This is a genomic window from Haloquadratum walsbyi J07HQW2 (genome assembly GCF_000415985.1).
Taxonomy (GTDB): Archaea; Halobacteriota; Halobacteria; order Halobacteriales; family Haloferacaceae; genus Haloquadratum; species Haloquadratum walsbyi_B.
Map to the genome: position 1 here is coordinate 1,097,120 of NZ_KE356561.1, position 21,047 is coordinate 1,118,166.

Annotated in this window: 21 protein-coding genes; 15 read left to right on the forward strand and 6 right to left on the reverse strand. The window is 46.7% G+C overall.

The window, feature by feature from the left end:
• Positions 1 to 75: 75 nt before the first annotated feature.
• A complete protein-coding gene (locus J07HQW2_RS04985) occupies positions 76 to 822 on the reverse strand; it encodes an SOS response-associated peptidase (RefSeq protein WP_021054301.1) in 747 nt (248 codons plus the stop codon).
• Between the two features lie 260 nt (positions 823 to 1,082).
• Here J07HQW2_RS04985 and J07HQW2_RS04990 point away from each other — a divergent pair, with 260 nt between their 5' ends.
• Together J07HQW2_RS04990 and J07HQW2_RS04995 are read left to right on the forward strand one after the other, a co-directional pair.
• The gene (locus J07HQW2_RS04990) at positions 1,083 to 1,868 is read left to right on the forward strand and encodes a ribonuclease H-like domain-containing protein (RefSeq protein WP_021054302.1); all 786 of its coding nucleotides are present in this window, start codon (positions 1,083 to 1,085) and stop codon (positions 1,866 to 1,868) included.
• A 52-nt stretch (positions 1,869 to 1,920) separates the two neighbouring features.
• Positions 1,921 to 2,622 (forward strand): dolichyl-phosphate hexose transferase, encoded by a 702-nt coding sequence (locus J07HQW2_RS04995; RefSeq protein WP_021054303.1) that lies wholly within the window; start codon positions 1,921 to 1,923, stop codon positions 2,620 to 2,622.
• Here the strand turns inward: J07HQW2_RS04995 and J07HQW2_RS05000 are convergent.
• Entirely contained in the window at positions 2,615 to 2,812 is a 198-nt protein-coding gene (locus J07HQW2_RS05000; RefSeq protein WP_021054304.1) for a DUF5800 family protein, read from the reverse strand. The two genes, J07HQW2_RS04995 and J07HQW2_RS05000, sit on opposite strands and share 8 nt — an antisense overlap.
• 121 nt (positions 2,813 to 2,933) lie before the next feature.
• On the opposite strand from J07HQW2_RS05000, the gene J07HQW2_RS05005 reads away from it, so the two are divergent.
• The gene (locus J07HQW2_RS05005) at positions 2,934 to 3,806 is read left to right on the forward strand and encodes a polymer-forming cytoskeletal protein (RefSeq protein ID WP_021054305.1); all 873 of its coding nucleotides are present in this window, start codon (positions 2,934 to 2,936) and stop codon (positions 3,804 to 3,806) included.
• A 54-nt stretch (positions 3,807 to 3,860) separates the two neighbouring features.
• Positions 3,861 to 5,033 (forward strand): redox-regulated ATPase YchF, encoded by a 1,173-nt coding sequence (locus tag J07HQW2_RS05010; protein WP_021054306.1) that lies wholly within the window; start codon positions 3,861 to 3,863, stop codon positions 5,031 to 5,033.
• A gap of 14 nt (positions 5,034 to 5,047) precedes the next feature.
• Here J07HQW2_RS05010 and J07HQW2_RS05015 read toward each other — a convergent pair whose 3' ends face one another.
• Positions 5,048 to 6,169, reverse strand: coding sequence for a pyridoxal phosphate-dependent aminotransferase (locus J07HQW2_RS05015; protein WP_021054307.1), 1,122 nt, complete (start codon positions 6,167 to 6,169; stop codon positions 5,048 to 5,050).
• A gap of 306 nt (positions 6,170 to 6,475) precedes the next feature.
• On the opposite strand from J07HQW2_RS05015, the gene J07HQW2_RS05020 reads away from it, so the two are divergent.
• From J07HQW2_RS05020 to J07HQW2_RS05030, 3 genes are read left to right on the forward strand one after another with little or no spacing between them, the layout of a single operon-like run.
• A complete protein-coding gene (locus tag J07HQW2_RS05020) occupies positions 6,476 to 7,561 on the forward strand; it encodes an ABC transporter substrate-binding protein (RefSeq protein ID WP_021054308.1) in 1,086 nt (361 codons plus the stop codon).
• Positions 7,558 to 8,463, forward strand: coding sequence for an ABC transporter permease (locus tag J07HQW2_RS05025; RefSeq protein WP_021054309.1), 906 nt, complete (start codon positions 7,558 to 7,560; stop codon positions 8,461 to 8,463). The genes J07HQW2_RS05020 and J07HQW2_RS05025 overlap by 4 nt, the downstream gene beginning before the upstream one ends.
• Entirely contained in the window at positions 8,451 to 9,269 is an 819-nt protein-coding gene (locus J07HQW2_RS05030; protein ID WP_021054310.1) for an ABC transporter ATP-binding protein, read from the forward strand. The genes J07HQW2_RS05025 and J07HQW2_RS05030 overlap by 13 nt, the downstream gene beginning before the upstream one ends.
• 48 nt (positions 9,270 to 9,317) lie before the next feature.
• On the opposite strand, the gene J07HQW2_RS17825 is transcribed toward J07HQW2_RS05030, so the two are convergent.
• Positions 9,318 to 9,494, reverse strand: coding sequence for a hypothetical protein (locus J07HQW2_RS17825; protein ID WP_303703976.1), 177 nt, complete (start codon positions 9,492 to 9,494; stop codon positions 9,318 to 9,320).
• 269 nt (positions 9,495 to 9,763) lie between these two features.
• On the opposite strand from J07HQW2_RS17825, the gene J07HQW2_RS05035 reads away from it, so the two are divergent.
• Together J07HQW2_RS05035 and J07HQW2_RS05040 are read left to right on the forward strand one after the other, a co-directional pair.
• A complete protein-coding gene (locus tag J07HQW2_RS05035) occupies positions 9,764 to 11,086 on the forward strand; it encodes a DEAD/DEAH box helicase family protein (RefSeq protein WP_021054313.1) in 1,323 nt (440 codons plus the stop codon).
• Between the two features lie 6 nt (positions 11,087 to 11,092).
• On the forward strand, positions 11,093 to 12,601 hold the full coding sequence (locus tag J07HQW2_RS05040) for a DUF790 family protein (RefSeq protein ID WP_021054314.1): 1,509 nt from the start codon (positions 11,093 to 11,095) through the stop codon (positions 12,599 to 12,601).
• Positions 12,602 to 12,915: 314 nt separating this feature from the next.
• On the opposite strand, the gene J07HQW2_RS05045 is transcribed toward J07HQW2_RS05040, so the two are convergent.
• Positions 12,916 to 13,437: a DUF7122 family protein gene (locus J07HQW2_RS05045; RefSeq protein ID WP_021054315.1), complete on the reverse strand. Its 522-nt coding sequence runs from the start codon at positions 13,435 to 13,437 to the stop codon at positions 12,916 to 12,918.
• Positions 13,434 to 14,372, reverse strand: a complete 939-nt coding sequence (locus J07HQW2_RS05050; protein WP_021054316.1) for an RsmB/NOP family class I SAM-dependent RNA methyltransferase — start codon at positions 14,370 to 14,372, stop codon at positions 13,434 to 13,436. The genes J07HQW2_RS05045 and J07HQW2_RS05050 overlap by 4 nt, the downstream gene beginning before the upstream one ends.
• 145 nt (positions 14,373 to 14,517) lie before the next feature.
• Here J07HQW2_RS05050 and J07HQW2_RS05055 point away from each other — a divergent pair, with 145 nt between their 5' ends.
• The 6 genes from J07HQW2_RS05055 to J07HQW2_RS17835 all read left to right on the forward strand — a co-directional run bounded on the left by J07HQW2_RS05055 (position 14,518) and on the right by J07HQW2_RS17835 (position 21,016).
• Complete coding sequence (locus J07HQW2_RS05055; RefSeq protein WP_021054317.1) at positions 14,518 to 15,264, forward strand: proteasome assembly chaperone family protein; 747 nt, start codon at positions 14,518 to 14,520, stop codon at positions 15,262 to 15,264.
• A gap of 346 nt (positions 15,265 to 15,610) precedes the next feature.
• On the forward strand, positions 15,611 to 16,369 hold the full coding sequence (locus J07HQW2_RS05060) for a nucleotide exchange factor GrpE (RefSeq protein WP_048075154.1): 759 nt from the start codon (positions 15,611 to 15,613) through the stop codon (positions 16,367 to 16,369).
• 171 nt (positions 16,370 to 16,540) lie between these two features.
• A complete protein-coding gene (dnaK, locus tag J07HQW2_RS05065) occupies positions 16,541 to 18,484 on the forward strand; it encodes a molecular chaperone DnaK (protein WP_021054319.1) in 1,944 nt (647 codons plus the stop codon).
• Positions 18,485 to 18,792: 308 nt separating this feature from the next.
• On the forward strand, positions 18,793 to 19,956 hold the full coding sequence (gene dnaJ, locus J07HQW2_RS05070) for a molecular chaperone DnaJ (RefSeq protein WP_021054320.1): 1,164 nt from the start codon (positions 18,793 to 18,795) through the stop codon (positions 19,954 to 19,956).
• 295 nt (positions 19,957 to 20,251) lie between these two features.
• A complete protein-coding gene (locus tag J07HQW2_RS17830) occupies positions 20,252 to 20,767 on the forward strand; it encodes a hypothetical protein (protein WP_021054321.1) in 516 nt (171 codons plus the stop codon).
• Between the two features lie 96 nt (positions 20,768 to 20,863).
• Positions 20,864 to 21,016, forward strand: coding sequence for a hypothetical protein (locus tag J07HQW2_RS17835; RefSeq protein WP_303703977.1), 153 nt, complete (start codon positions 20,864 to 20,866; stop codon positions 21,014 to 21,016).
• Positions 21,017 to 21,047: the final 31 nt, after the last annotated feature.

Here is a 21,047-nt window from a genome sequence, read left to right on the forward strand (position 1 = left end):
TTGTATGGGCTCTAGTTACCATATCAGTAATCTCAAAATGAGTAAGGGACATGGACCGTTTACTATCAAATATGTCTACACCGGATCAATTAGCGATGATTCGTCGTTTGCAGGGCTGTTAACACGTGTTGAAACAGGATATGTTTCCCATTGATCTCCTGTGTGTGGGGTAAGTAATGACTCGACAGTATCAGCATCTCCGTGAAGCCATACCGACTCTGCCTCGGGTGGAAGAACAACAGCCATTCGATGATGAAGAGAGGAAACAACGTCATTCGGCTCTGTTGTGATGATTGTGAAGGACTCAGTTGCTTGTTGTCCTGCTTCTGAATCAGTCATATCATCTGCGTCTCCAGCGCCAAAGTCACTGAGTCCTGTCTGCGTGTGCGTCGGTTCCCACCGTTCCCAAAGTCCTGCCATTGCAAAGGTCCGGTCATCGCTGAAGGTGACTCGGTATGGTTGCTTAGTATTGTCTCCCGCGCCCGTCTCAGAATCAGTATCATCTCTAACCCATTCATAAAATCCGTCTGCAGGAACAAGACATCGCTGTGACTCATATGCAGTAGCAAATGTCGGCTTCTCATCAACTGTCTCTGCGCGAGCATTTATTTGTCCACCAGTGTCATCATCTGCCCATGAGGGAATGAGTCCCCATTTGAGTTGTTGGAACTGATTTGGATTCTCATTTGTGATTACCGGAAGTGTCTGTCCTGGCGCACAATTATATCGTGGGAGTGAATCCGTTATTGTGGATGTAACAGTCGCGCCAAATCGATCGCTAAGTTTTGATGCAGAAGCGGAGAGTGTGTAGCGACCGCACATACTATATTGATCTGTTAGATAGATATTAATTTATGATTATCGCTTGTGTTTGATATAATAGTTTTATCTGAACTGATGAGATTCGAGATTTAGACTTTTATTACATATATTACTCATATAATATAATCTCCGGCTCTAAGGATAGTAATTATACATTTTGCTGTTATTAACTGTAATCAACGGTGATTTCGACGCTTTGTAGTTTCTAGTATTTACTGATAATAAGAAGAGATTAATTTATTGGCTGTTGAAACTGATGTATGCGAATTGAGAATAGTTTTATTCCTGTTTCAGGCGTTGGCGAATCACGTGAGCGCTCGCTATGGGAGGCAGATATTATCTCTTGGGAGCGATTCGACCCGACGGATGCTCCTGTAGGTCCGAAGACAGCAACAAAAATCGAGTCATTCCTTGCAGAAGCGCTTCCACGGCTTGATGACGGCGATACACAATATTTCAATGAGCAATTCCCCGATGGCGAAGTTTGGCGACTATATGAAAACACCCGCGATAATACATTATTTTTTGATATAGAAACCACAGGGCTCGATGCAGGATATAATGATGTCACGACGGTCTCATTCCACCAACAAGGTGAGACAACAACACTTGTTCGCGGGGATGATCTAACGCGTGAGCGGGTACGTGAGCAATTCCGCACTGCGCCGCTCATTGCTTCATTTAATGGCAAGCGATTCGATATCCCGTTTCTAGAGCAGTGTTTTGATATATCAATTGAGACGCCACATCTTGATTTGATGTATCCATGTCGACGAGTCAATCTGACCGGCGGATTAAAATCGATCGAAACTGAGATTGGAATTGATCGTGATCGACCTGATCTCTCAGGTAGGGATGCAGTTCGATTGTGGCACCAATATGAACGAGATGATGACACTGATGCACTTGATACGTTAATTTCATATAATCGCGATGATACGGTGAATCTTCGAAATCTCGCCGATGTCGTGGCGCGAACACTACATGAACAATCACTCGGGGCGGCAACTGGGACGTCCTGTGGAATCGCAGATCCACGCCGGTAGTCTATTTTTTGGTCGGCCTAAAATAGAAGTATCCCGGTCGAAAACGTCTATTATGACCGATGCGTCGTACACATTTGATGATCTTACAGTCGTGATGGGAACATATAACGAATCGGATGCAATCACATCGGTACTTACAGATATCGATCGTGTGACCGATGGACGTGCTGATATTATCTGTGTTGATAGCTCAACTGACAGTACCCCTGAGATTGCCCGCGAGCATGGAGCAACGGTCATCGAACAGCCACCGCGTGGATATGGATATGCTGTTGAGACCGCATTATCTGCGGCAGAAACACCTGTAGTAGTTACGACGGATTGTGATGATACATATCCAATGGATTCACTTCCGAGGTTTCTTGAACTCATTAACGATGGATATGATATCGTATCGGGTGATCGGCTGTACCATGGCGCTACAGCAATGCCAGTATTGAATCGTATTGGGAATGCAGTATTCGCAGTTGTTGCCTCAGTACTCGTTGGCGAGCGTGTGCATGATACAACGACAGGAATGCGTGCATACCGTCGACATGTGATTGAGGATATAGATTGGACCGAGAACACCGGGTTGTCCGCAGAATTGTTACTCAGACCGATTTGTCGTGGTTATCGAACTCGGGAGGAACCAATTCTGTATACCGAGAGATTGGGCGAAACAACCCTTGACCCTATCGATGGTGGATTCGCAATTGCCAAATCGATCCTTACTATCGGAATTGAAGAGCGGTTTGGTATCACTCTTACCTGAGAATATCAGCAACGCGACGAGGCTCATCACCAAGTGCTGGATCCTGCTCAATTATTTTAAGAACCTCATGGTCAGTTACGTCTGGATATGGTTTTTCGATTGCGTCCTCGATGAGGGCTTTCTCAAGTCGAAATTCAGTTCCATTGTATATCACATCAACGCCATCATCGTCAAATGAGAGAACAGTCATATCTCTATTATTCAACCGGTGAATAAAAGCGCGTTACTCTATAGTCATGAGATGTATCTTAGTAGCTGTCTGACGGGCGTCGTACGGGTCGTTTATTAGGGATGCGTCTCGTCATGAAAGTGTGTCATTCGGGAACGATCCGTTCGACTCGTTAACCATCCCTGACGGCACGACCGTTGAGGAATATGACCTTGTTACCGAGGGGAATGTAATGATTGGTGGTCAGAGCACAGTTGAGTTCGGCGTGAGAGCACAAAATATCCTTGCCGGTGAACGTGTTCAATTCGGTGGGAGTATCGAAGCGGAGCGAGATTGTCGACTTGACGTTTGGTGTGAGGTTGCTGAAAACGTTCTTGTCGGAAAAGATGCATATCTTGGTGAACGGGTACATATTGGGGGGCAGCTACTGGTTGCCGGTGATCTTGATATTGGTGATGACGTAACAGTTGAGGAGGGATTCGAAGCAAACGGATGGATCGTCATTCGCAATCCAGTATCCTCATTGGTATTTTACTTTATTATCCTCTCACATCTACTCCAAGTCAATGAGAGCGAAGCAGCAAGTGAATTTGCGCAAGAAATTGCTGCTGAAGCAGAGGGTGATGATGATGACGATGATGACGACGTAATGATGATCGTTATTCCACGTGGAGCAACCGTATCAGATGATATCTGGCAGGTATCTACGCCGGCATCGATTGGTGATGATTGCCGTCTCCACGGAAATGTCCGGGCAGCGTCAATCACTGTCGGTCGCAATACCAATTTATTTGGAAGTCTTCGCGCCCGGGAGGATATCAATATTGACCAGCGGACACGGATTCATGGTGATGTAACAACGCGAGATGGTGCTGTTTCAATTAGCGCTGGGGCTCAGATTCGTGGTGATGTTGTTTGTGGTGATCTTGAGTTACACGATGATGCAGAGGTGTATGGGACAATTCGCGCGAGTGGGAAGGTCAATATCGTTCATTCACCGGCTATCGATGAATGATCATACCCATGACGGACGGAAACGTACTTGCCGGCGTCTCGCCTTCCTGTCAGTATGCTCTCTATTGCGCTTGCCGGAAAGCCGAATGCCGGGAAGTCAACGTTTTATCAGGCAGCAACGATGGCTGATGTCGATGTTGGGAACTATCCATTTACGACAATTGATCCGAATCAGGGAGTTACACATGCGCGAACTCGATGTCCTTGTCTTGATAGACAAAGCCGCTGTGGAAATTGCACAGATGGAATTAGATACGTTCCAGTCGAGTTGCTTGATGTTGCTGGACTCGTTCCCGGTGCGCATGAGGGGCGTGGACTCGGGAATCAATTTCTTGATGCGCTGACCGACGCTGATGCTATTCTTGCTGTCGTTGATGCGGCAGGTGCAACCGATGCTGAGGGTGAGCCTGTCGAAGTTGGAACGTATAATCCGGTTGAAGAGGCTAATTTCGTTGAGGAGGAACTGGAACAATGGCTCGCTGGAATTATTGATCGAAACTGGGAAACAGTGGTTCGTCAGTCCCGAGCACCGGAATTTAATATCGATGAGGCGGTAACAGAGTTGCTAACCGGATTTGGGGCGAGTGAACATACTGTCGCAACCGCACTTCGGTCACTATCGTATCCTGATGACCCACAACAGTGGAGCACAGATGATCAGATGGCACTCGCAGTTGATATCCGGGAGCGAACAAAACCAATTGTTCTTGTGGCAAACAAAGCTGATATTGCCCCTGCAGAAAATATTGATCAGCTTCAACATATTTCGAAGTCGGTTATCCCAACAACAGCAGATGGAGAACGTGCGCTTCGCCGGGCTGCGGATGCCGATTTAATTGAATATAATCCAGGAGATGCAGAAATCAGTATTACCGGTGATATCTCTTCGACACAACAAGAGGGTCTTGAGACGATTCAAGACCTAATGAAGGATACCGATGGAACGGGTGTGCAAGCGGCGATTAATACGGTTACGTACGATCTGCTTGAGATGATAACAGTTTATCCAGTAGAAAATGAGACACGATGGACTGACGGAAGCAACGATATGCTTCCAGATGCGGTCTTACTTGAGAAGGGATCAACCCCACTTGATCTCGCATATGCCGTCCATTCTGATATTGGCGATGGCTATCTCCACGCTGTTGATGCACGCGAAGAACGGCGAATTGGCGAAGATCATGAACTCTCTGAGGGTGATGTCATAAAAATCGTGAGTACGGCGTAATGAAAATCACCGATTCAGGCAACTGCGTCGTAGGCTTTTTGCATAATATTGAGTGCCTCCTGAAGTGAGTCTTCATCGGTTGCATATGATAATCGAGCGTACCCGCTGCCGCTTGCGCCGAATGCATCGCCAGGGACGATAATGACACCACGGTCAAGACACTCCATAACAAAGCCATCAGGGACTTTTGGCATGCAATAGAATGCCCCACGTGGTGTCGGAACCTCAAGACCAATATCTGTAAGCCCATCAACGACGAGATCACGTCGATGCTCAAATGAGTCCGTCATCTTGGTAATAACGTCTTGTGGACCCCTAAGAGCAGCTTCTGCGGCAAACTGCGATGGAGCTGCTGCGCACGCCTGTGTATATTGATGCACACGAAGCATGCGTTCAACCCGGGATGTTGATCCAACAACCCATCCGAGTCGCCATCCAGTCATTGAGTATAATTTTGAAGCAGAATTCACCACAACCACATTATCACGGTCAGCAAACTCAAGTGGTGAGCGGAATTCCCCATCAAAAACGGTGTATTCATACACTTCATCTGAGATACAGAACACATCGTATTCATCAGCAATCCGAGCAAATTCACGGATATCTGTCTGTGGTGATACTGCACCAGTTGGGTTTCCTGGGCTATTAACAACAAACGCAGCAGTATCATCGGTTATACGCTCCTCGACAGCCGCAGGATCGAGTGTCAGATCATCACGGAGAGGAACTGGAACAGGTGTCCCACCGGCTAATCGAGTGAGTGCATCATATGAGACAAAGCCTGGGTCGGGAACAAGAACCTCATCATCGGGATCAATATGTGCTTCCATGACGATGTGGAGTGCTTCAGACCCGCCTGCGGTCGCGATAATCTCATCAGGATCAACTGTGATATCTTGATCACGTTGATGTTTGGCTGCGATTGCCTCACGGAGTGATATCATTCCTTTATTTTCTGTATACGCATCTGCTTCACCTGCCTGAATTGCCTCAACGGCTGCATCACGGGCATGTGCTGGCGCTGGGAAATCAGGCTGTCCTAATCCGAGATTGATTGCGTCCTCACCGGCGGCTTCAAACACTTCTCGGATCCCACTGATTGACACTGACTCAACACGGTCAGAGAACGAATGCATATTCACATTCGAGATTGCCACGAGGTTATCTCTTGCCTCTTTATTCCAGTTGAGTTCCTACTATTACTATGCCTGCGTGCATACGCTTGTTGAGAGCACGATTCTAACGTCTGCATACAGCTAATTCACAGGGTAAACAAGAGATTATTACCGGTATAACTGACAAATACTAATGGATATATTTTCGCATAATCGAATGACTGAACGGTGGAGACAGAAGATTAGCTAATATGATCTCGTCGTATATATATGCGACCTTCGCCGGCTACCCGAGGCAAAAGCATGCTGACCGTCTAATACTCTCAGATGGATAACACACGGGACAGTGATCAGACATACGTATCTCGACGTCGAGTTCTGCAGGCAGGTGGAGCGATCACAACAGCCAGTATAGGGGCGTTCGCAGGCTGTTCAGGTACAAGTGGTGGATCAACAGGCACGAGCAACGATGGAATCGAGGAAATTCGTGTTGCGTACATGCCGATTTATCCTGATATGCAGTATTTTGTGATGGAAGAGGAGGGATATTTTGATGAGATTAATGCTGAGGTAACTGGTGAAGTTTTTTCTGACGGTCCAAGTATTGTCCAGGCATCAGCAACAGGCGATTTCGACGTCATGATGTTCGGAATCGTTCCAGCGATGATTGTCATGGATAAAGGAATTCCATCAAAAATTACAGGAGCAAACATCCAGAACGCGATGGAGATTCTAGCGCGTGATTCGTTCGCGTCGATATGGGATACTGCCTCATCAGGCGCTGAAGCATTCGCGCAGTTTGAAGCAGAGCGTGGTCGGAAATTTACGTTTGGAACCTTCCCACCGGGGTCGGTCCCTGATATTTTGCTTCGATACTGGCTTACTGAGGTCGTTGGTGTTGAACCGGGGTCTGATGTGTCAATAACGCCGCTCGGTGGGGCTGGACCGGTTCGACAAGCGTTACTTGCCAACGAAATCGACGGAACATCGATCATGGAACCGGTTCCAACGGTCGCTTCGATGAATGATGCTCCATATCAGTCAATCGCATGGGCTGGAGACTTCATGCCAGGACAACCAGCCGCAGTCACGCTCATGCATGATAGACTTCGTTCTGATAACCGTGAGGTCGCACAGGCGTTCATTGAGCAGCATCAACGTGCAACAACATTCGCAGGAGAAAATCCTGATACAGCAGCCACACACGCGAGTACAGTCATCGGTGAGAGTGTGCTTCCAGTTGAGACAGCACAGCGTGCAATCAGTGCGCGAGCGTCTGATTTCATTACAGACCCACATAAGATAGCCGATGGTGCAAAGATCTTCTCTGAATATGCTGCTCAGGCAGGAAAGATTGACTCAGCACTATCAAATGATCAGCTGTTTGATTTCGGTGTGTATGACTCAATATGAGCGGTGAAACGCCAACTGAATCAGAATTAACAGTCCCGACAGGAGATCCCAATCAAGATCAAGATGAGGGAACGGGGTCGGTTGAAACAACACAGGGGCTGTTCGGAGATGTTGACCCAGAGAGTATCGGGTATGGAGTTGCTGGAAGTGCAATCTTCATTACAATCTGGCAGGTCGCTGCTGCTGCCGTTGGTCGGACATATCTCCTTCCATCACCGATCGAGGTAGCAACTGCATTTGCTGTCGAATTAACCGCTTCAGCTACGTTTACACTTCCAGTCGCCGGCGTGACATTACCGATGACTCGACTCACAGCAAATCTCGCACAGAGTCTCTTACATTATATTCCGGGACTGTTTATTGGGAGCACACTTGGAGTCAGTCTTGGTCTGGCAATGGGATGGAGTGGACGGCTTGATGACGCATTAACGCCGGTCACGCGTTTTCTCCGACCAATTCCGCCCCTTGCATGGATTGTGTTTGCGATTGTCTGGATTGGTATCGGTCACGGTGGTGCTGCATTTATTGTTGGCATTGGTGCATTTTGGATTAATTTCTATAATGCATACGCCGGTGTTGAGGGCGTTTCAACACACCTCAAGGAAGTAGCTGCGAGTCTTGGTGTCGATGATGATCTGACGATGATCCGGAAAGTGATTATTCCAGCAGCGATGCCATCGATCACAACTGGTCTGCGGACAAGCATTGGACAGTGTTGGATGATCGTTGTCGCCGCAGAATTATTCGGCGCTCCCGGGGTTGGATTCCAGATTATCAATGCAGCACAAAATCTCGCAACAGATGTTAGCGTTGCTTATATGGCTGTTATCAGTCTTGTATTCCTTGTGAGCGATGGAATGTTCCGACGAGTTGAACGGAGGCTTCTCGAATGGCGGGTATAAATCAAAATTCAGACTCACAGCTAGAAGCGAGCGGGTATCAACATAGCCACGTTGATGATACAACAGCAAAGGTTGTTGTTGATACTGTGAGTAAGGTATTCGAATCCGAACGACAGACAGTCCGAGCACTTGATGAGGTATCATTCACCGTATCTGATGGTGAGTTTGTCTGTCTCGTTGGACCATCTGGTTGTGGTAAGACGACACTGTTCCGAGCGATTGCTGGTCTCGAAACGCCGACTGATGGGGAAATTCGGCTCGCGGGTAATACAGTCGAAGGTCCCGGAACTGACCGTGGCATGGTATTTCAAGAGTATGGATTATTCCCCTGGCGAACTGTCGAGGAAAATGTCACATTCGGGCTTGAAGAACAGGGTGTTGTCGAACCAAACCGTAGTCGTCGAGTTGATGAGATGTTAGAACTCGTTGGTCTCACACAGTTCAAGAATGCATATCCGAAGGAACTATCTGGTGGAATGAAACAACGCGTTGGGATTGCGCGAGCACTTGCAGTCGATCCGGAGATCCTTCTTGCAGATGAACCGTTCGGAAGTGTTGACGCACAGACACGGGAGATGCTACATGATGAACTGCTATCGATTTGGACAACAACTGAAAAGACGGTCTTATTTGTCACACACGATGTTGAAGAAGCAGTAACACTCGCTGACCGAGTTGTCGTGATGGCGCCTTCGCCCGGTAGGGTTAACGAAATCGTTAATATTGATGTCGACCGTCCCCGACAGCGAACAGACCCAGCATTCGGTGAATATGTTGAGCAGATTCGAGCACTTATTGGCGAGTAACCTGCGCTCAACTGATAATGCTAAGATCAAATGGTAAGCTATCGCCGATCAAGATTCATCAGTAGTCTCACGAAGTGTCTCCACATGTGACATTATGACCGAAAGCGTCGCATCCGGGTCCGCATACCCTTTTTCATAATCGTCATACGCTGCATCAATATCATCAAGGAACGTCGCGACGGCTGTCACCAATTCGGTATCATCCGAGTCAGTGTCCACTGGCATATATACACTCATCATTGGAGTCGAAAAAGGATGCCGTCAGAGTCAGGATTAATACTATTTGTATTAGTATTGATACACTTCGATGAGCAGTCAATCAATCTCTGGTGTTCAGATGCTATGTTATAATGAGCGTGTGCCAATATTTGAGTTCCTCTCACGGCTAGCCAGGGACTTTGTTCTTGAGCTTGTGTAATCATTGCCATTTCGAGACTCAAATGATGAACATGGGCAGAGAAGTTTTATTCATCTCAATAATTACGTATAGAGACATGCGGTTGACCTTCGAGCGTGGGACGATAGCGATTGAGGGAAATGAATCTACTGTTCCGCACACAACATGGGATGAACAGACAGACACCAACCGAACCCTTGGATTTCGATATCGAGACATCAAAAATCATCTTGATGCCTCAGATATTGAATACGAGGATGATGTGCTTGATCTCATCCAATCGCCAGAGTTGACAACTGAAATTGAACTGCGAGGATATCAACAACAGGCTCTGAATCGCTGGCTTTCTGAGCGCCGTGGTGTTGTTGTGCTTCCAACAGGGGCTGGAAAGACGTATGTTGGCATAGAAGCTATCGCAGAAACCAATCATTCAGCATTCGTTATCGTGCCAACGCTTGATTTAGTGGATCAGTGGAAATCGGAACTTGAGATGTTCAATGTCCCTATTGGTGAATACACTGGTCGGGAAAAAACACTCAAGCCAATTACAATCTCGACATATGATTCAGCGTACAATCACGCTGAAAAGCTTGGAAATCGATTTAAACTGCTAGTTTTCGACGAGGTTCATCATCTTGCGTCTGAGAGCTACAGACAGATAGCACAATTATTTGCTGCCCCCTTTGCGCTAGGGTTGACAGCAACATTCGAGCGTGAAGATGACAAACACGAGGTGCTCGGCGAGTTACTCGGTGGTAAGATTTATGAGATCGAAACCGCGGAACTCACCGGTGAATATCTGTCAGAATACACCGTTGAGCGGATTACTGTTGAGCTTACACCGAAAGAGCGAGAAATGTATGACGAAAATGTTGAGACATTTCGAAACTATCTCATCTCAACAGACATTACCATGCGAGGTCCAGAGGATTTTCAAAAGGTCGTTTTGCGTAGTGGTAATGACCCTAGGGCATGGCGTGCAGTCCGTTCTCGGAATGAAGCTCGACAGATTGCGTATAGCTCAGAATCCAAACTTGATGAGCTAGCAATATTACTTGAACAACATCGCGATGATCGTATCATTATTTTCACGCGCTATAATGATCTAGTGTATGACGTATCAAACCGGTTTTTCATTCCAAGTATCACATATACGACTGATAAAGATGAGCGTCAACATATTCTCAAACGATTCAGGAATCATACGTATGATGCAATCGTGAGTTCACAGGTACTGAATGAAGGTATTGATGTTCCGGACGCAAATATTGGTGTCATCCTGAGCGGGACGGGAAGTAGTCGGGAGTATCGACAGCGGCTTGGTCGTATTCTCCGTCCCTCAGGAGATACTGCTCACCTCTATGAAATTGTCTCAAGCGGTACCGGAGAAATTCGAACATCAACCCGACGGAAATCTTGAGTATCTATGTTGACAAAACAGTTACTTGAAGTATCAAAACAAAAGCCGAATATCAATCCACGGTATCGAGATATTAATGAATATCAATCGGTTGCTGAGCAGGTTCTTGACGCGTATGAGCTAGGGCAGACACAAGGGCAGATCCATGACACGGTTGAGACATTAGAAACTCATGACACGTTCAAATTGGTTCGCGGATTATCTAAGCTACTTGATCGACGTGTTGAGTTTGAACAACAGTTCCCAGTTGATCCATCAAAACTGCGTGATGCTGTCTTTACTCATGGTTTTGTCACCACGACAAATCAACGAAAGGAACTGCTTGCCACCGTCGGGAATAAATTCGACTTGACACCAAATGAAGTTGAGAATAATTTACGGGCTGACCGAGAGTCTCATGCAGTTCTTCGTTCTGAGCCTCAAATCGGACCACGTGAGTTACTGCGTCAGTACAATCTATCACTTACACAAACACTGCTGTTTGATGCGGTTGAATTGGAATTTGCCGTATCAGATAATTTTCAAGAAATCTTTCGGTTAATCTCATATCTCGGATTGATGTACACCGTTGATCAAGAGTTGAACATAACCGTCACTGGACCGACATCGCTGGTAAAAAAGACCCGGAAGTATGGGACAACAATGGCAAAACTCATTCCCAGTGTAATGAAACCAGCCGAATGGAGTATAACCGCACAAATTGAAACTGAAGTGGGTGGTGACCCACAGCTATATGAATTCAATTTGGATTCAGCCGATGCACGTTATTTTCCGAGAACAACGGTGAGTAATTCATTCGATAGTGAACTTGAACGGGACTTCGCGACTCGGATTCGTGCGCTGATTGATGCATGGACAGTCAATCACGAACCCACAATCCTTCGTACCGAAGACCGTGTCATGATTCCAGATTTCAGTTTTGAGCGAGACACAACAGAGTTCTATCTTGAAGTGGTTGGTTTTTGGACTCCGGAGTATCTTGAAGAAAAACTACAGAAAGTTCATCATGTGAAATCAGATTATCCGATGATACTCGCGGTTAATGGATCACTAAACTGTACGAAGTCAGATTTCGATGAGGCAAACGTGACAGATGTATTCTTTTATGATGATCAGATCCCGGTCAAACCAGTTATGAAGCGGCTACATGCGATTAATGAACGTGAAATAAGAGATGATCTTGGGTGGTTACATGATCACGATATCCAAGTGAATCAAAACGAGATTATTAATATCGACTCACTAGCTGCATCACATGATGTCGAATCAAAGGCTGTTGAGAAGTATTTGGACGACACATATGCTGGGGTTGTTTCGAAGATGAAGTTCATTCCGAGTTCAACCCTATCCGAGATTGAGGCTGCGATTGATACATTAGATGACATGACCCTCGCTAATGTGAATCCAATCTTGAAGAAACACGACATTGGACAAGATGTCCTCGAAGAGATAGGATATACAGTCAAATATATTTCACTTGATCAAAATGAAGCGAAAATAATAAAATCAGAATAAGAATATAAAATCTATATAATTTGATTACAATCATAAAAACAGATAATTCACTGTGATTATTTACTTTGTCTACATGATTGCTCGGTCACTGTTTCCTTACACACTCATCTAGAATCTTGAAGAGGTTTGGGATGTATAGTCGAGCGTTTTTCTAATTTCCAGGGTCAGAGAACTTTGAATATCTATTCGAGTTATAGATTATTGATGATAGAGTATATTGTCGGATTCATCTGCAGATTAAGACACTGGGCCTATTTTTGAGTTTCAATAGTCGCTGGAGTGTGTATCGTGTTATAGATTATATTTGAGCGAGTTCAGCTCAAATCCTCACGTCGCCCCTTCGGGACGGTTGATCGGAGTTCATCATGCAGATAGAGACCAACGCCAATAGGTTCAATATCACCTGCAATTTCATGTGCAACAATCAGATACCCCCAATCGCCATCCCATCGTGGGAGTGGTTGGTCGGTCCCATCAGCAAATTGAATTGCTTCATCATGATTGAGTGATACGACATTCTTTGTTGCATGAACCCCAAACCGTTGAACAGCATTCGTCGAAGGTTTCCAGTGTTCCTGGCGCGTGCGAAGGATACGCAGACCAAGTCCTTCGATTGCTATTGGTGAGACATATTCTGCAGCAACAGCCCAGATTTTTCCCTTCCCTTTTTCCCAAAAAGTGTGATTATCCCACGTTGTCGGTGGAACCTCAAAGCGATTGTTCCACCACCGGATTACTTCCTCGCGCGTTGGGCGTCCGGCGACAGCGCGATCAGCTGCGGTTGGTGGCAGACGGTCAAGCTGCTGTCCATCGTTCACCGGGGCTTGATCACTCATGAGGTCACCTCGAGTTTCGCACAAAAGAATCCACCCGTGTCATTATGATGGGGATATACACGATGTGTTAATTCCATCGACGAATCATACTCCTCATTACGCCACTGTGTTATTCCAGGGATGGTCTTGAATTCAGCTGGTGGATCCCATGAGACCACTCGACATGATTCTGAGTCAAGCACGTGATTAACCACATTTTCGTTTTCTTCAGGTGCAAATGTACACGTTGAATAAACAACAGTTCCTCCAGGGCGCGTTGCCTGGACAGCACGACGGAGAATCGCCTTTTGAATTGCAACCACGCTCATCACATGTTCATATGACCACTGCTCAAACGCATCCGGGTTTTTTCGGATTGTGCCTTCACATGAACAGGGAGCATCAACGAGTGCATGATCGAATGCCTCAATCCGAGTTGTTCTCTCTGTTCGATCTCCAAATGGTTTGAACGAAAAATTACGCGCATCTTGATTCGTCACCGCAAGATTCGTCACACCCAATCGCTCAGCATTGTGCCGAAGAGCAGATAATCGGCCTAAATTGTTGTCATTGCCGATAAGAACACCTGTATCATCCATTAACGCAGCGAGTTGCGTCGTTTTACTTCCAGGTGCCGCACACGCATCCCATACAATGTCACCTGGGTCAGGGTCGACTGCAAGCGCCGGTAGTACAGATACTTCTTCTTGACCATGGAGCCATCCATGAAAGTATGACCATAAGGTACCAGGACTGTGTGTTGTGAGTTTAAACAGACCAGGATGCCACTCAATAGGTTCATATTCAGTATTTGTCTCCTCAAGTGCATCCTGAGCGTGTTCAGTAGCTGTCTTAATGGTATTGACCCGAACGACAGACGGCAGCGGGCGGTTGCAGGCATCCCGAAATGCTGTCATATCATCAATAAGCGTTTTATATCGTTCGAGTGGGTCCATATTCAGACGTATTGGTACCGCAATTTGTCGGTATCGGTCTGGGTCTGAATTTCGGTCCTCGAGTGTGATTAGCTGGTTCGGAGCTAATCGACAGTATGGTCGTAATCAGTGCCTATTTTTTATTCTTATATGTGGTATAGTGTATATGGCGCAACTTGATGTACTAACGGACGCAGCAGACGTGTCATTGACAGACCCGTCACTGGTTGAGGGATTGCCTGGTATTGGACTTGTTGGGAAAATTGCGGCTGACCATCTTGTCGCAGAGTTTGATATGACACACTACGCCAATGTTCACTGTGAGACAATCCCCGCAGTAGCAGTGTATGAAGAGAGCGATCCCACAGTTCAATCACCAGTTCGGGTATACACCGATGATGAACACGACCTTGCCGTGCTTCAAAGCGATGTCCCGATTGACCCTGAGGCAGCGACAGAAGTCGCGACATGTCTATCTACATTCATTGATGAGACAGCTATGATACCAATATATTTGTCTGGCGTTCCCAGAGAGAAAGCCGAGACAGTTCCGTCATTATATGGATTTGGCGTAAGCGGTGGGGTGAATCGGGTTCAACAGGCAGATATTGATCTGCCAGATGAAACAGGAGTTATCTCAGGTCCAACTGGAGCACTTCTGAATGATGCTGTCGTATCAAATCGTGATGCTATTGGATTAGTTGTTGAGTCGGATCCACAGTTCCCTGACCCAGAGGCGGCACGGGTGCTGATCAGCGACGGGATTGAGCCACTGATTGATATTGATGTTCCTGTCGATGATCTTGTGGATCGAACCGAACAGATTCGGGAAGCTAAAGAACGCCTTGCAAAGCGAATGCAAGAGGGCGGCGAAGAAAGTACACAAGCGCGCCCAATTGGAATGTATCAATAGTCACAAATCATACCCCACGGTAACAATTACGTTGAGTCCAATTTATACGATATTCGTTCTACCTCCGATGATCCAGTCTTAGTGGGTCTCTGCGTATTCGACAGAGAGTTAATACCGGACTGATCGTAGCTGTGTCGTCATGGATACGGTATAAGAAAACTCATAGAGTTTTTTGAAATATTCTGTAAGGACACAAGACTCAAACTATTATAATATGGCATCTAAAGCAATTAAAGCTCAAATTCAAGGGACGTGGCTGAATTATTTGTGGAATCCTCGTTGTTCTCTACGGATACGACATAATCAGTTCTATGTGTTTAAGAGTCGGCATACACTTCCACATCGTATGAGTGATGAGTCAACTGAAAACCATGGGACAGCTGAAGCGTCGCCGGACGGCGATGTATCAGGTAATGAGAATACCATGGTCAAAGGTGGAGATGAAAATGAGGATGCGGATAACGCTGAGAGTCTTGATGAAGACGGTCAAGACGCAGCTGCTGAGACAGTGAGTCTCGCTGAGCGAGTTGCTGAGTATGATGAGACGCTCGCTGAGGAGGTAGCATCACTAAAGAGCGAGCATGATGAACAACGTGATCGGATTGATGAACTTGAAGGAGCGCTAAAACGCTCAAAAGCAGACTTTGAAAACTATAAAAAGCGGGCAAAAAAACGTGAACAGCAGATTCGTGAGCGAGCCACTGAAGATTTCGTCAATCGAATCGTTGGCGTTCGAGATAATCTTGTACGAGCACTTGAGCAGGATTCGGACGCAGATATTCGTCCAGGAATTGAGTCGACACTCGATGAATTTGACCGGGTGCTCGAAGATGAGAATGTGACAGTGATTGACCCGGAGCAAGGTAATAATGTTGACCCAGCAAAGCATGAAGTTCTCATGCGTGTTGATGCCGAACTACCTGAAGGAACCGTCGCCGAGGTATTTCAACAGGGGTATCAGATGGCTGGAGCAGTTATTCAAGAAGCACAAATAACAGTTAGTACAGGAGCAACTGCAACTGAAGAGGATGGTGATGATGACGATAGTCAGAATGTTGATTGCACTGAAGAAGACATGGAAAATACAGAAGCGGATTCAGAGTGATTAACAATATTATTCCTCGATATACTGTGTTTGTTCTGCGGTTCAATATAAAACCTCCTACCATGAGAAATTTTGACATCTAAAATCGCATGACTGCGACGTCACGGTGAAGAGGTGCTCAAGCGATTGTCTAGTAACATTTAACCGACTTAGACGAGTAATTATAGTAAGATGGCCAGCAACAAGATCCTTGGTATCGATCTCGGTACCACGAACAGTGCGTTCGCGGTGATGGAAGGGGACGACCCGGAGATCATTGTAAACGCCGAAGGAGATCGGACAACGCCTTCTGTCGTCGCCATGACCGACGACGAAGAGCGACTTGTAGGGAAGCCAGCAAAGAATCAGGTAATCCAGAACCCAGACCAGACGATTCGCTCGATTAAACGGCACATGGGTGAGGAGGACTACACCGTCGAACTTGGCGGTGAGGACTACACACCTGAGCAGGTCTCGGCGATGACTTTACAGAAAATAAAGCGTGATGCTGAGGAGTATCTCGGTGACGACGTTGAAAAAGCCGTTATCACCGTCCCTGCATACTTCAATGATCGACAGCGGCAAGCGACAAAAGATGCAGGTGAAATTGCTGGATTTGAAGTCGAACGTATCGTCAATGAGCCGACAGCTGCATCAATGGCATACGGACTCGATGATGAGTCAAACCAAACAATTCTTGTGTATGACCTTGGTGGTGGAACCTTCGATGTGAGTGTTCTTGACCTCGGTGGCGGTGTATACGAGGTAGTTGCAACGAATGGTGATAACGATCTTGGAGGCGATGACTGGGATGAGGCGGTCATCGACTGGCTTGCTGGTGAGTTTGAGAATGAACATGGCATTGACCTCCGTGATGACCGACAGGCACTTCAACGATTAAGAGACGCCGCTGAGGAGGCTAAGATTGAGCTTTCCTCACGAAAGGAGACGACGATTAATCTCCCATTCATTACAGCAACAGACTCAGGACCAGTTCACCTCGAGGAAACGCTCTCACGAGCGAAATTTGAGTCGCTGACGGGGGATCTCATTGAACGAACGGTCGGACCAACTGAGCAAGCGCTCGAGGATGCAGGATATGATGATACCGACATTGATGAAGTGATTCTTGTCGGTGGGTCAACGCGGATGCCGCAGGTTCGTGAGCAAGTTGAGGGACTCCTTGGCACTGAGCCAAAGAAGAATGTCAACCCGGATGAAGCGGTCGCACTTGGTGCTGCAATTCAGGGAGGAGTTCTTGGTGGCGATGTCGATGATATTGTTCTTCTTGACGTGACACCACTGAGCCTTGGAATCGAGGTGAAAGGTGGACTCTTTGAGCGTTTGATTGATAAGAATACGACAATCCCAACTGAGGAGTCTAAAGTATTTACAACAGCAGCCGACAATCAGACTTCAGTGAACGTTCGAGTGTTCCAGGGTGAGCGCGAAATCGCTGAGGAGAATGAGCTGCTTGGTGAGTTCCAACTTGCTGGTATTCCACCATCACCTGCGGGAACACCGCAGATTGAGGTCACATTTAATATCGACGAAAACGGCATTGTTAACGTTGAAGCCGAAGATCAAGGGTCTGGTAACGCTGAATCAATCACAATTGAAGGTGGTGCTGGTCTCTCCGATGAAGAGATTGAACAGATGCAAGAAGAGGCTGAAGCACATGCCGAAGAGGATGAACAGCGACGTGAGCGGATTGAGGCTCGAAACTCTGCTGAAAGCGCTGTTCAGCGGGCAGAGACCCTTCTCGATGAGAATGAGGAGGACGTAGATGACGATCTCAGAGAATCGATTGAGGATGAGATTGAATCAGTCGAGGCTGTTCTTGAGGATGAGGATGCAACGAAGGAAGAGCTTGAAGATGTAACGGAGTCACTGTCATCAGAGCTACAAGAGATTGGAAAACAGATGTACGATGCACAACAAGCTGCCGCCGGTGCTGGTGCAGGAGCAGCGGGTGCTGGTGCCGGGGCGGTCCGGGTCCGGGTCCGAGGTCCAGGTCCAGGTGGTATGGGCGACATGGGCGGTGCCGGTGGCTCAAGTAGCGGTGATAGTGATAGTGATAGTGAGTATGTTGATGCAGACTTCGAAGATGTTGATGACGACTCAGAAAACGAATAACGATATCTTTAGACACTATCGCTACCGTTAGATACGGACTTCGAAATTTGAGATATATTTTGCTATTGAGTATTTCAAGACCGGAGATCTATCATCGGCATCAAGTGACACCCGTGATAGAGTGCATACTCTGTCTTGTTCTGCAGTAAATTATATTGAATACCCGAAGGTTGTCGTTCATTTATATACCTCATGAATGAGTGCGAGTCGGGTAAGGTGTGGATCTATCACTGTATTGTTTCAATCAAAAGTATGTTTATCGACCCGGTTCGTTGAAGTATCTCAACCGATTATTGTTGCAATAACAAATGAGTGAGGACTTCTATGATGTCCTCGGCGTCAGTCAGAACGCCGATGAGGACGACATCAAGCAGTCGTACCGGAAAAAAGCAGCAAAGTACCATCCGGACGTTTCTGACGACCCAAACGCCGAAGAGAAATTTAAGAAAATCAAAAAGGCAAAAGAGGTCCTCACGGACAGTGAGAAACGTCAGATGTATGATCAACTTGGTCATGACCGGTTCCAGGAGGCAGAAAAACGCGGTGGTGTTGGTGGCGGTGGGAGCGGCGGTGGCAGGGGTGCGCGTGGTGATCCATTCGGCGGGATGGGCGGGCAGGGAAGTCCGTTCGGTGATATTTTCGAACAGTTCTTCGGCGGTGGACAGGGTCAACGCCGACAGCAAAATCGACCTCGTCAAGGGCAGAATCTCCAGACACGCGTCCGATTAGATTTAGAAGAAGTGGACAGTGGAGTTGAAAAACAGTTCACTGTCAGACGACCGGAGACATGCCCAGACTGTAACGGACGTGGACATCCTAATGATGCTGATGTTCGAACCTGTCCACAATGTAATGGACAAGGACAGACAACGACTGTTCGTGAAACAGCACTAGGTCGTGTTCAACAGACACAGACGTGTCCACGATGTGAAGGAAGCGGTGAAATGTATACCAAAACATGTTCTACATGTAGCGGTGATGGTGTGACACGGCAGGAAGCAACACTCTCAGTCGATATTCCAGCAGGAATACGTGATGGACAGACATTACGAATGGAGCGTGAAGGAGCGCCAGGAGATAATGGAGGTCCAAGGGGTGATTTATTAATTGATGTGAGTGTGCGTGATCATCCTGACTTTGAGCGCGATGGAGATGACCTATATTATCGTTTAGCAATTTCCTTCCCACAAGCTGTGTTTGGATCAACTGTTGAGGTACCAACAGTTGATGGAGAGACAACACTTGATATCTCTGCAGGAACACAAAGCGGTGAGGAATTCCGTATTCGGAATGAGGGAATTCCACATCTCCGTGGACGAGGAAACGGTGATTTGTATGTACAAGTGCAAATTGTAACGCCTGAGAATATTAGTCAGGAACAGCGAGAAGCGCTCGAAGCATTTGCCGAGGCTGGTGGGGAGAATGTGGACGTCTCACAGGGATTCTTTGAGAAGATCAAAAGCTCATTCTAATAGATTACTCTTGTGTATTGCTCATAGCGACGTTCAATAAGACTATATTATTCAATGTAGATTTAGAATTATTTCTTTTTTCATGTAGCTAAAGCAAGAGGGTGAGCGAAGGTGAAAAAACACTGGTGAAGGGTAGACCTACGATCAACAACAGTCCTACCCAGAAATTAGTGATTGGAGTGTAGTGTCGTGTCAGCCCAAAATATTCACAATGATCTTTTACTTGTATAGGATAAGCGGACAATAATGAATAATAACCCGGATAGCCTATCTGAAAATACTAAAACTGATTAATGTGACTACCGATGATGCTCCGACAGCGCCAGTAAGTGACCCAACAGTTATTGATGATATCATGGATAGGGATCGACGGAACGGCGCGGTTGCCCTTCGTGCAGATGCCGTTGGTATATTTTATTCACATCGGGACTTTATTACAATATTGTATAAATCCGGTAATGTTATCCGTTATCTAGGTGGGAGACACGGTGACAATATCCTTCGCATCCCTGACTCGTTTCCTGAGCCGGTGTTAGCGTTCTACGGTGCTGCACAACTAGGCATTGTGACACGATTTGATAAGACAGTTCAGTCAGATCATCCAGCCGAAGAACTCCTACGTATTGTGCTTGCGTCATCAATACAGGAAGAGAAATTTGACCTTCCACCTGGACATAATCTTGCTGTATACGGTAATGCTCCGACAACATCAGCAACAACACACTGGGAGACCGAAGTCTGGAGCGAGAATCCAGCAGTCCATCCTACACCGGTCGTCCCTAGCGACATCGCTCTTAATGCCGATACATAGACGCATACACATGAAGAGATCATAACCGAGGCAGTGCGTGTCGTCAATCAATGCAATATCGCCCCGGGAGAAGATGTCGTCGTGCGAGACAGTCTAATGAACTCACGCGTTGTGATAGCTGGGCTTGTCGCTCCGGTTTTCGCCGGGGCGACGACTGTGTTTCCTGATGAAAAGACGACGGGAGGTATTGGAGTTGGCAGTGGTGTTGTCCCAGAATCAAGACAGATTGACCTGAAATCGATATGGTAGTAAGAGTATGAGATAATAAACGAATGTCGGT

What these genes read in the sequence shown, in the direction of transcription:
- J07HQW2_RS04985 (WP_021054301.1), bottom strand. Translation starts at nt 822, where the DNA reads ATGTGCGGTCGCTACACACTCTCCGCTTCTGCATCAAAACTTAGCGAT.
- J07HQW2_RS04990 (WP_021054302.1), top strand. Translation starts at nt 1,083, where the DNA reads ATGCGAATTGAGAATAGTTTTATTCCTGTTTCAGGCGTTGGCGAATCA.
- J07HQW2_RS04995 (WP_021054303.1), top strand. Translation starts at nt 1,921, where the DNA reads ATGACCGATGCGTCGTACACATTTGATGATCTTACAGTCGTGATGGGA.
- J07HQW2_RS05000 (WP_021054304.1), bottom strand. Translation starts at nt 2,812, where the DNA reads ATGACTGTTCTCTCATTTGACGATGATGGCGTTGATGTGATATACAAT.
- J07HQW2_RS05010 (WP_021054306.1), top strand. Translation starts at nt 3,861, where the DNA reads ATGCTCTCTATTGCGCTTGCCGGAAAGCCGAATGCCGGGAAGTCAACG.
- J07HQW2_RS05015 (WP_021054307.1), bottom strand. Translation starts at nt 6,169, where the DNA reads ATGCATTCGTTCTCTGACCGTGTTGAGTCAGTGTCAATCAGTGGGATC.
- J07HQW2_RS05020 (WP_021054308.1), top strand. Translation starts at nt 6,476, where the DNA reads ATGGATAACACACGGGACAGTGATCAGACATACGTATCTCGACGTCGA.
- J07HQW2_RS05025 (WP_021054309.1), top strand. Translation starts at nt 7,558, where the DNA reads ATGAGCGGTGAAACGCCAACTGAATCAGAATTAACAGTCCCGACAGGA.
- J07HQW2_RS05030 (WP_021054310.1), top strand. Translation starts at nt 8,451, where the DNA reads ATGGCGGGTATAAATCAAAATTCAGACTCACAGCTAGAAGCGAGCGGG.
- J07HQW2_RS17825 (WP_303703976.1), bottom strand. Translation starts at nt 9,494, where the DNA reads ATGCCAGTGGACACTGACTCGGATGATACCGAATTGGTGACAGCCGTC.
- J07HQW2_RS05035 (WP_021054313.1), top strand. Translation starts at nt 9,764, where the DNA reads ATGCGGTTGACCTTCGAGCGTGGGACGATAGCGATTGAGGGAAATGAA.
- J07HQW2_RS05040 (WP_021054314.1), top strand. Translation starts at nt 11,093, where the DNA reads ATGTTGACAAAACAGTTACTTGAAGTATCAAAACAAAAGCCGAATATC.
- J07HQW2_RS05045 (WP_021054315.1), bottom strand. Translation starts at nt 13,437, where the DNA reads ATGAGTGATCAAGCCCCGGTGAACGATGGACAGCAGCTTGACCGTCTG.
- J07HQW2_RS05050 (WP_021054316.1), bottom strand. Translation starts at nt 14,372, where the DNA reads ATGGACCCACTCGAACGATATAAAACGCTTATTGATGATATGACAGCA.
- J07HQW2_RS05055 (WP_021054317.1), top strand. Translation starts at nt 14,518, where the DNA reads ATGGCGCAACTTGATGTACTAACGGACGCAGCAGACGTGTCATTGACA.
- J07HQW2_RS05060 (WP_048075154.1), top strand. Translation starts at nt 15,611, where the DNA reads ATGAGTGATGAGTCAACTGAAAACCATGGGACAGCTGAAGCGTCGCCG.
- dnaK (WP_021054319.1), top strand. Translation starts at nt 16,541, where the DNA reads ATGGCCAGCAACAAGATCCTTGGTATCGATCTCGGTACCACGAACAGT.
- dnaJ (WP_021054320.1), top strand. Translation starts at nt 18,793, where the DNA reads ATGAGTGAGGACTTCTATGATGTCCTCGGCGTCAGTCAGAACGCCGAT.
- J07HQW2_RS17835 (WP_303703977.1), top strand. Translation starts at nt 20,864, where the DNA reads ATGAACTCACGCGTTGTGATAGCTGGGCTTGTCGCTCCGGTTTTCGCC.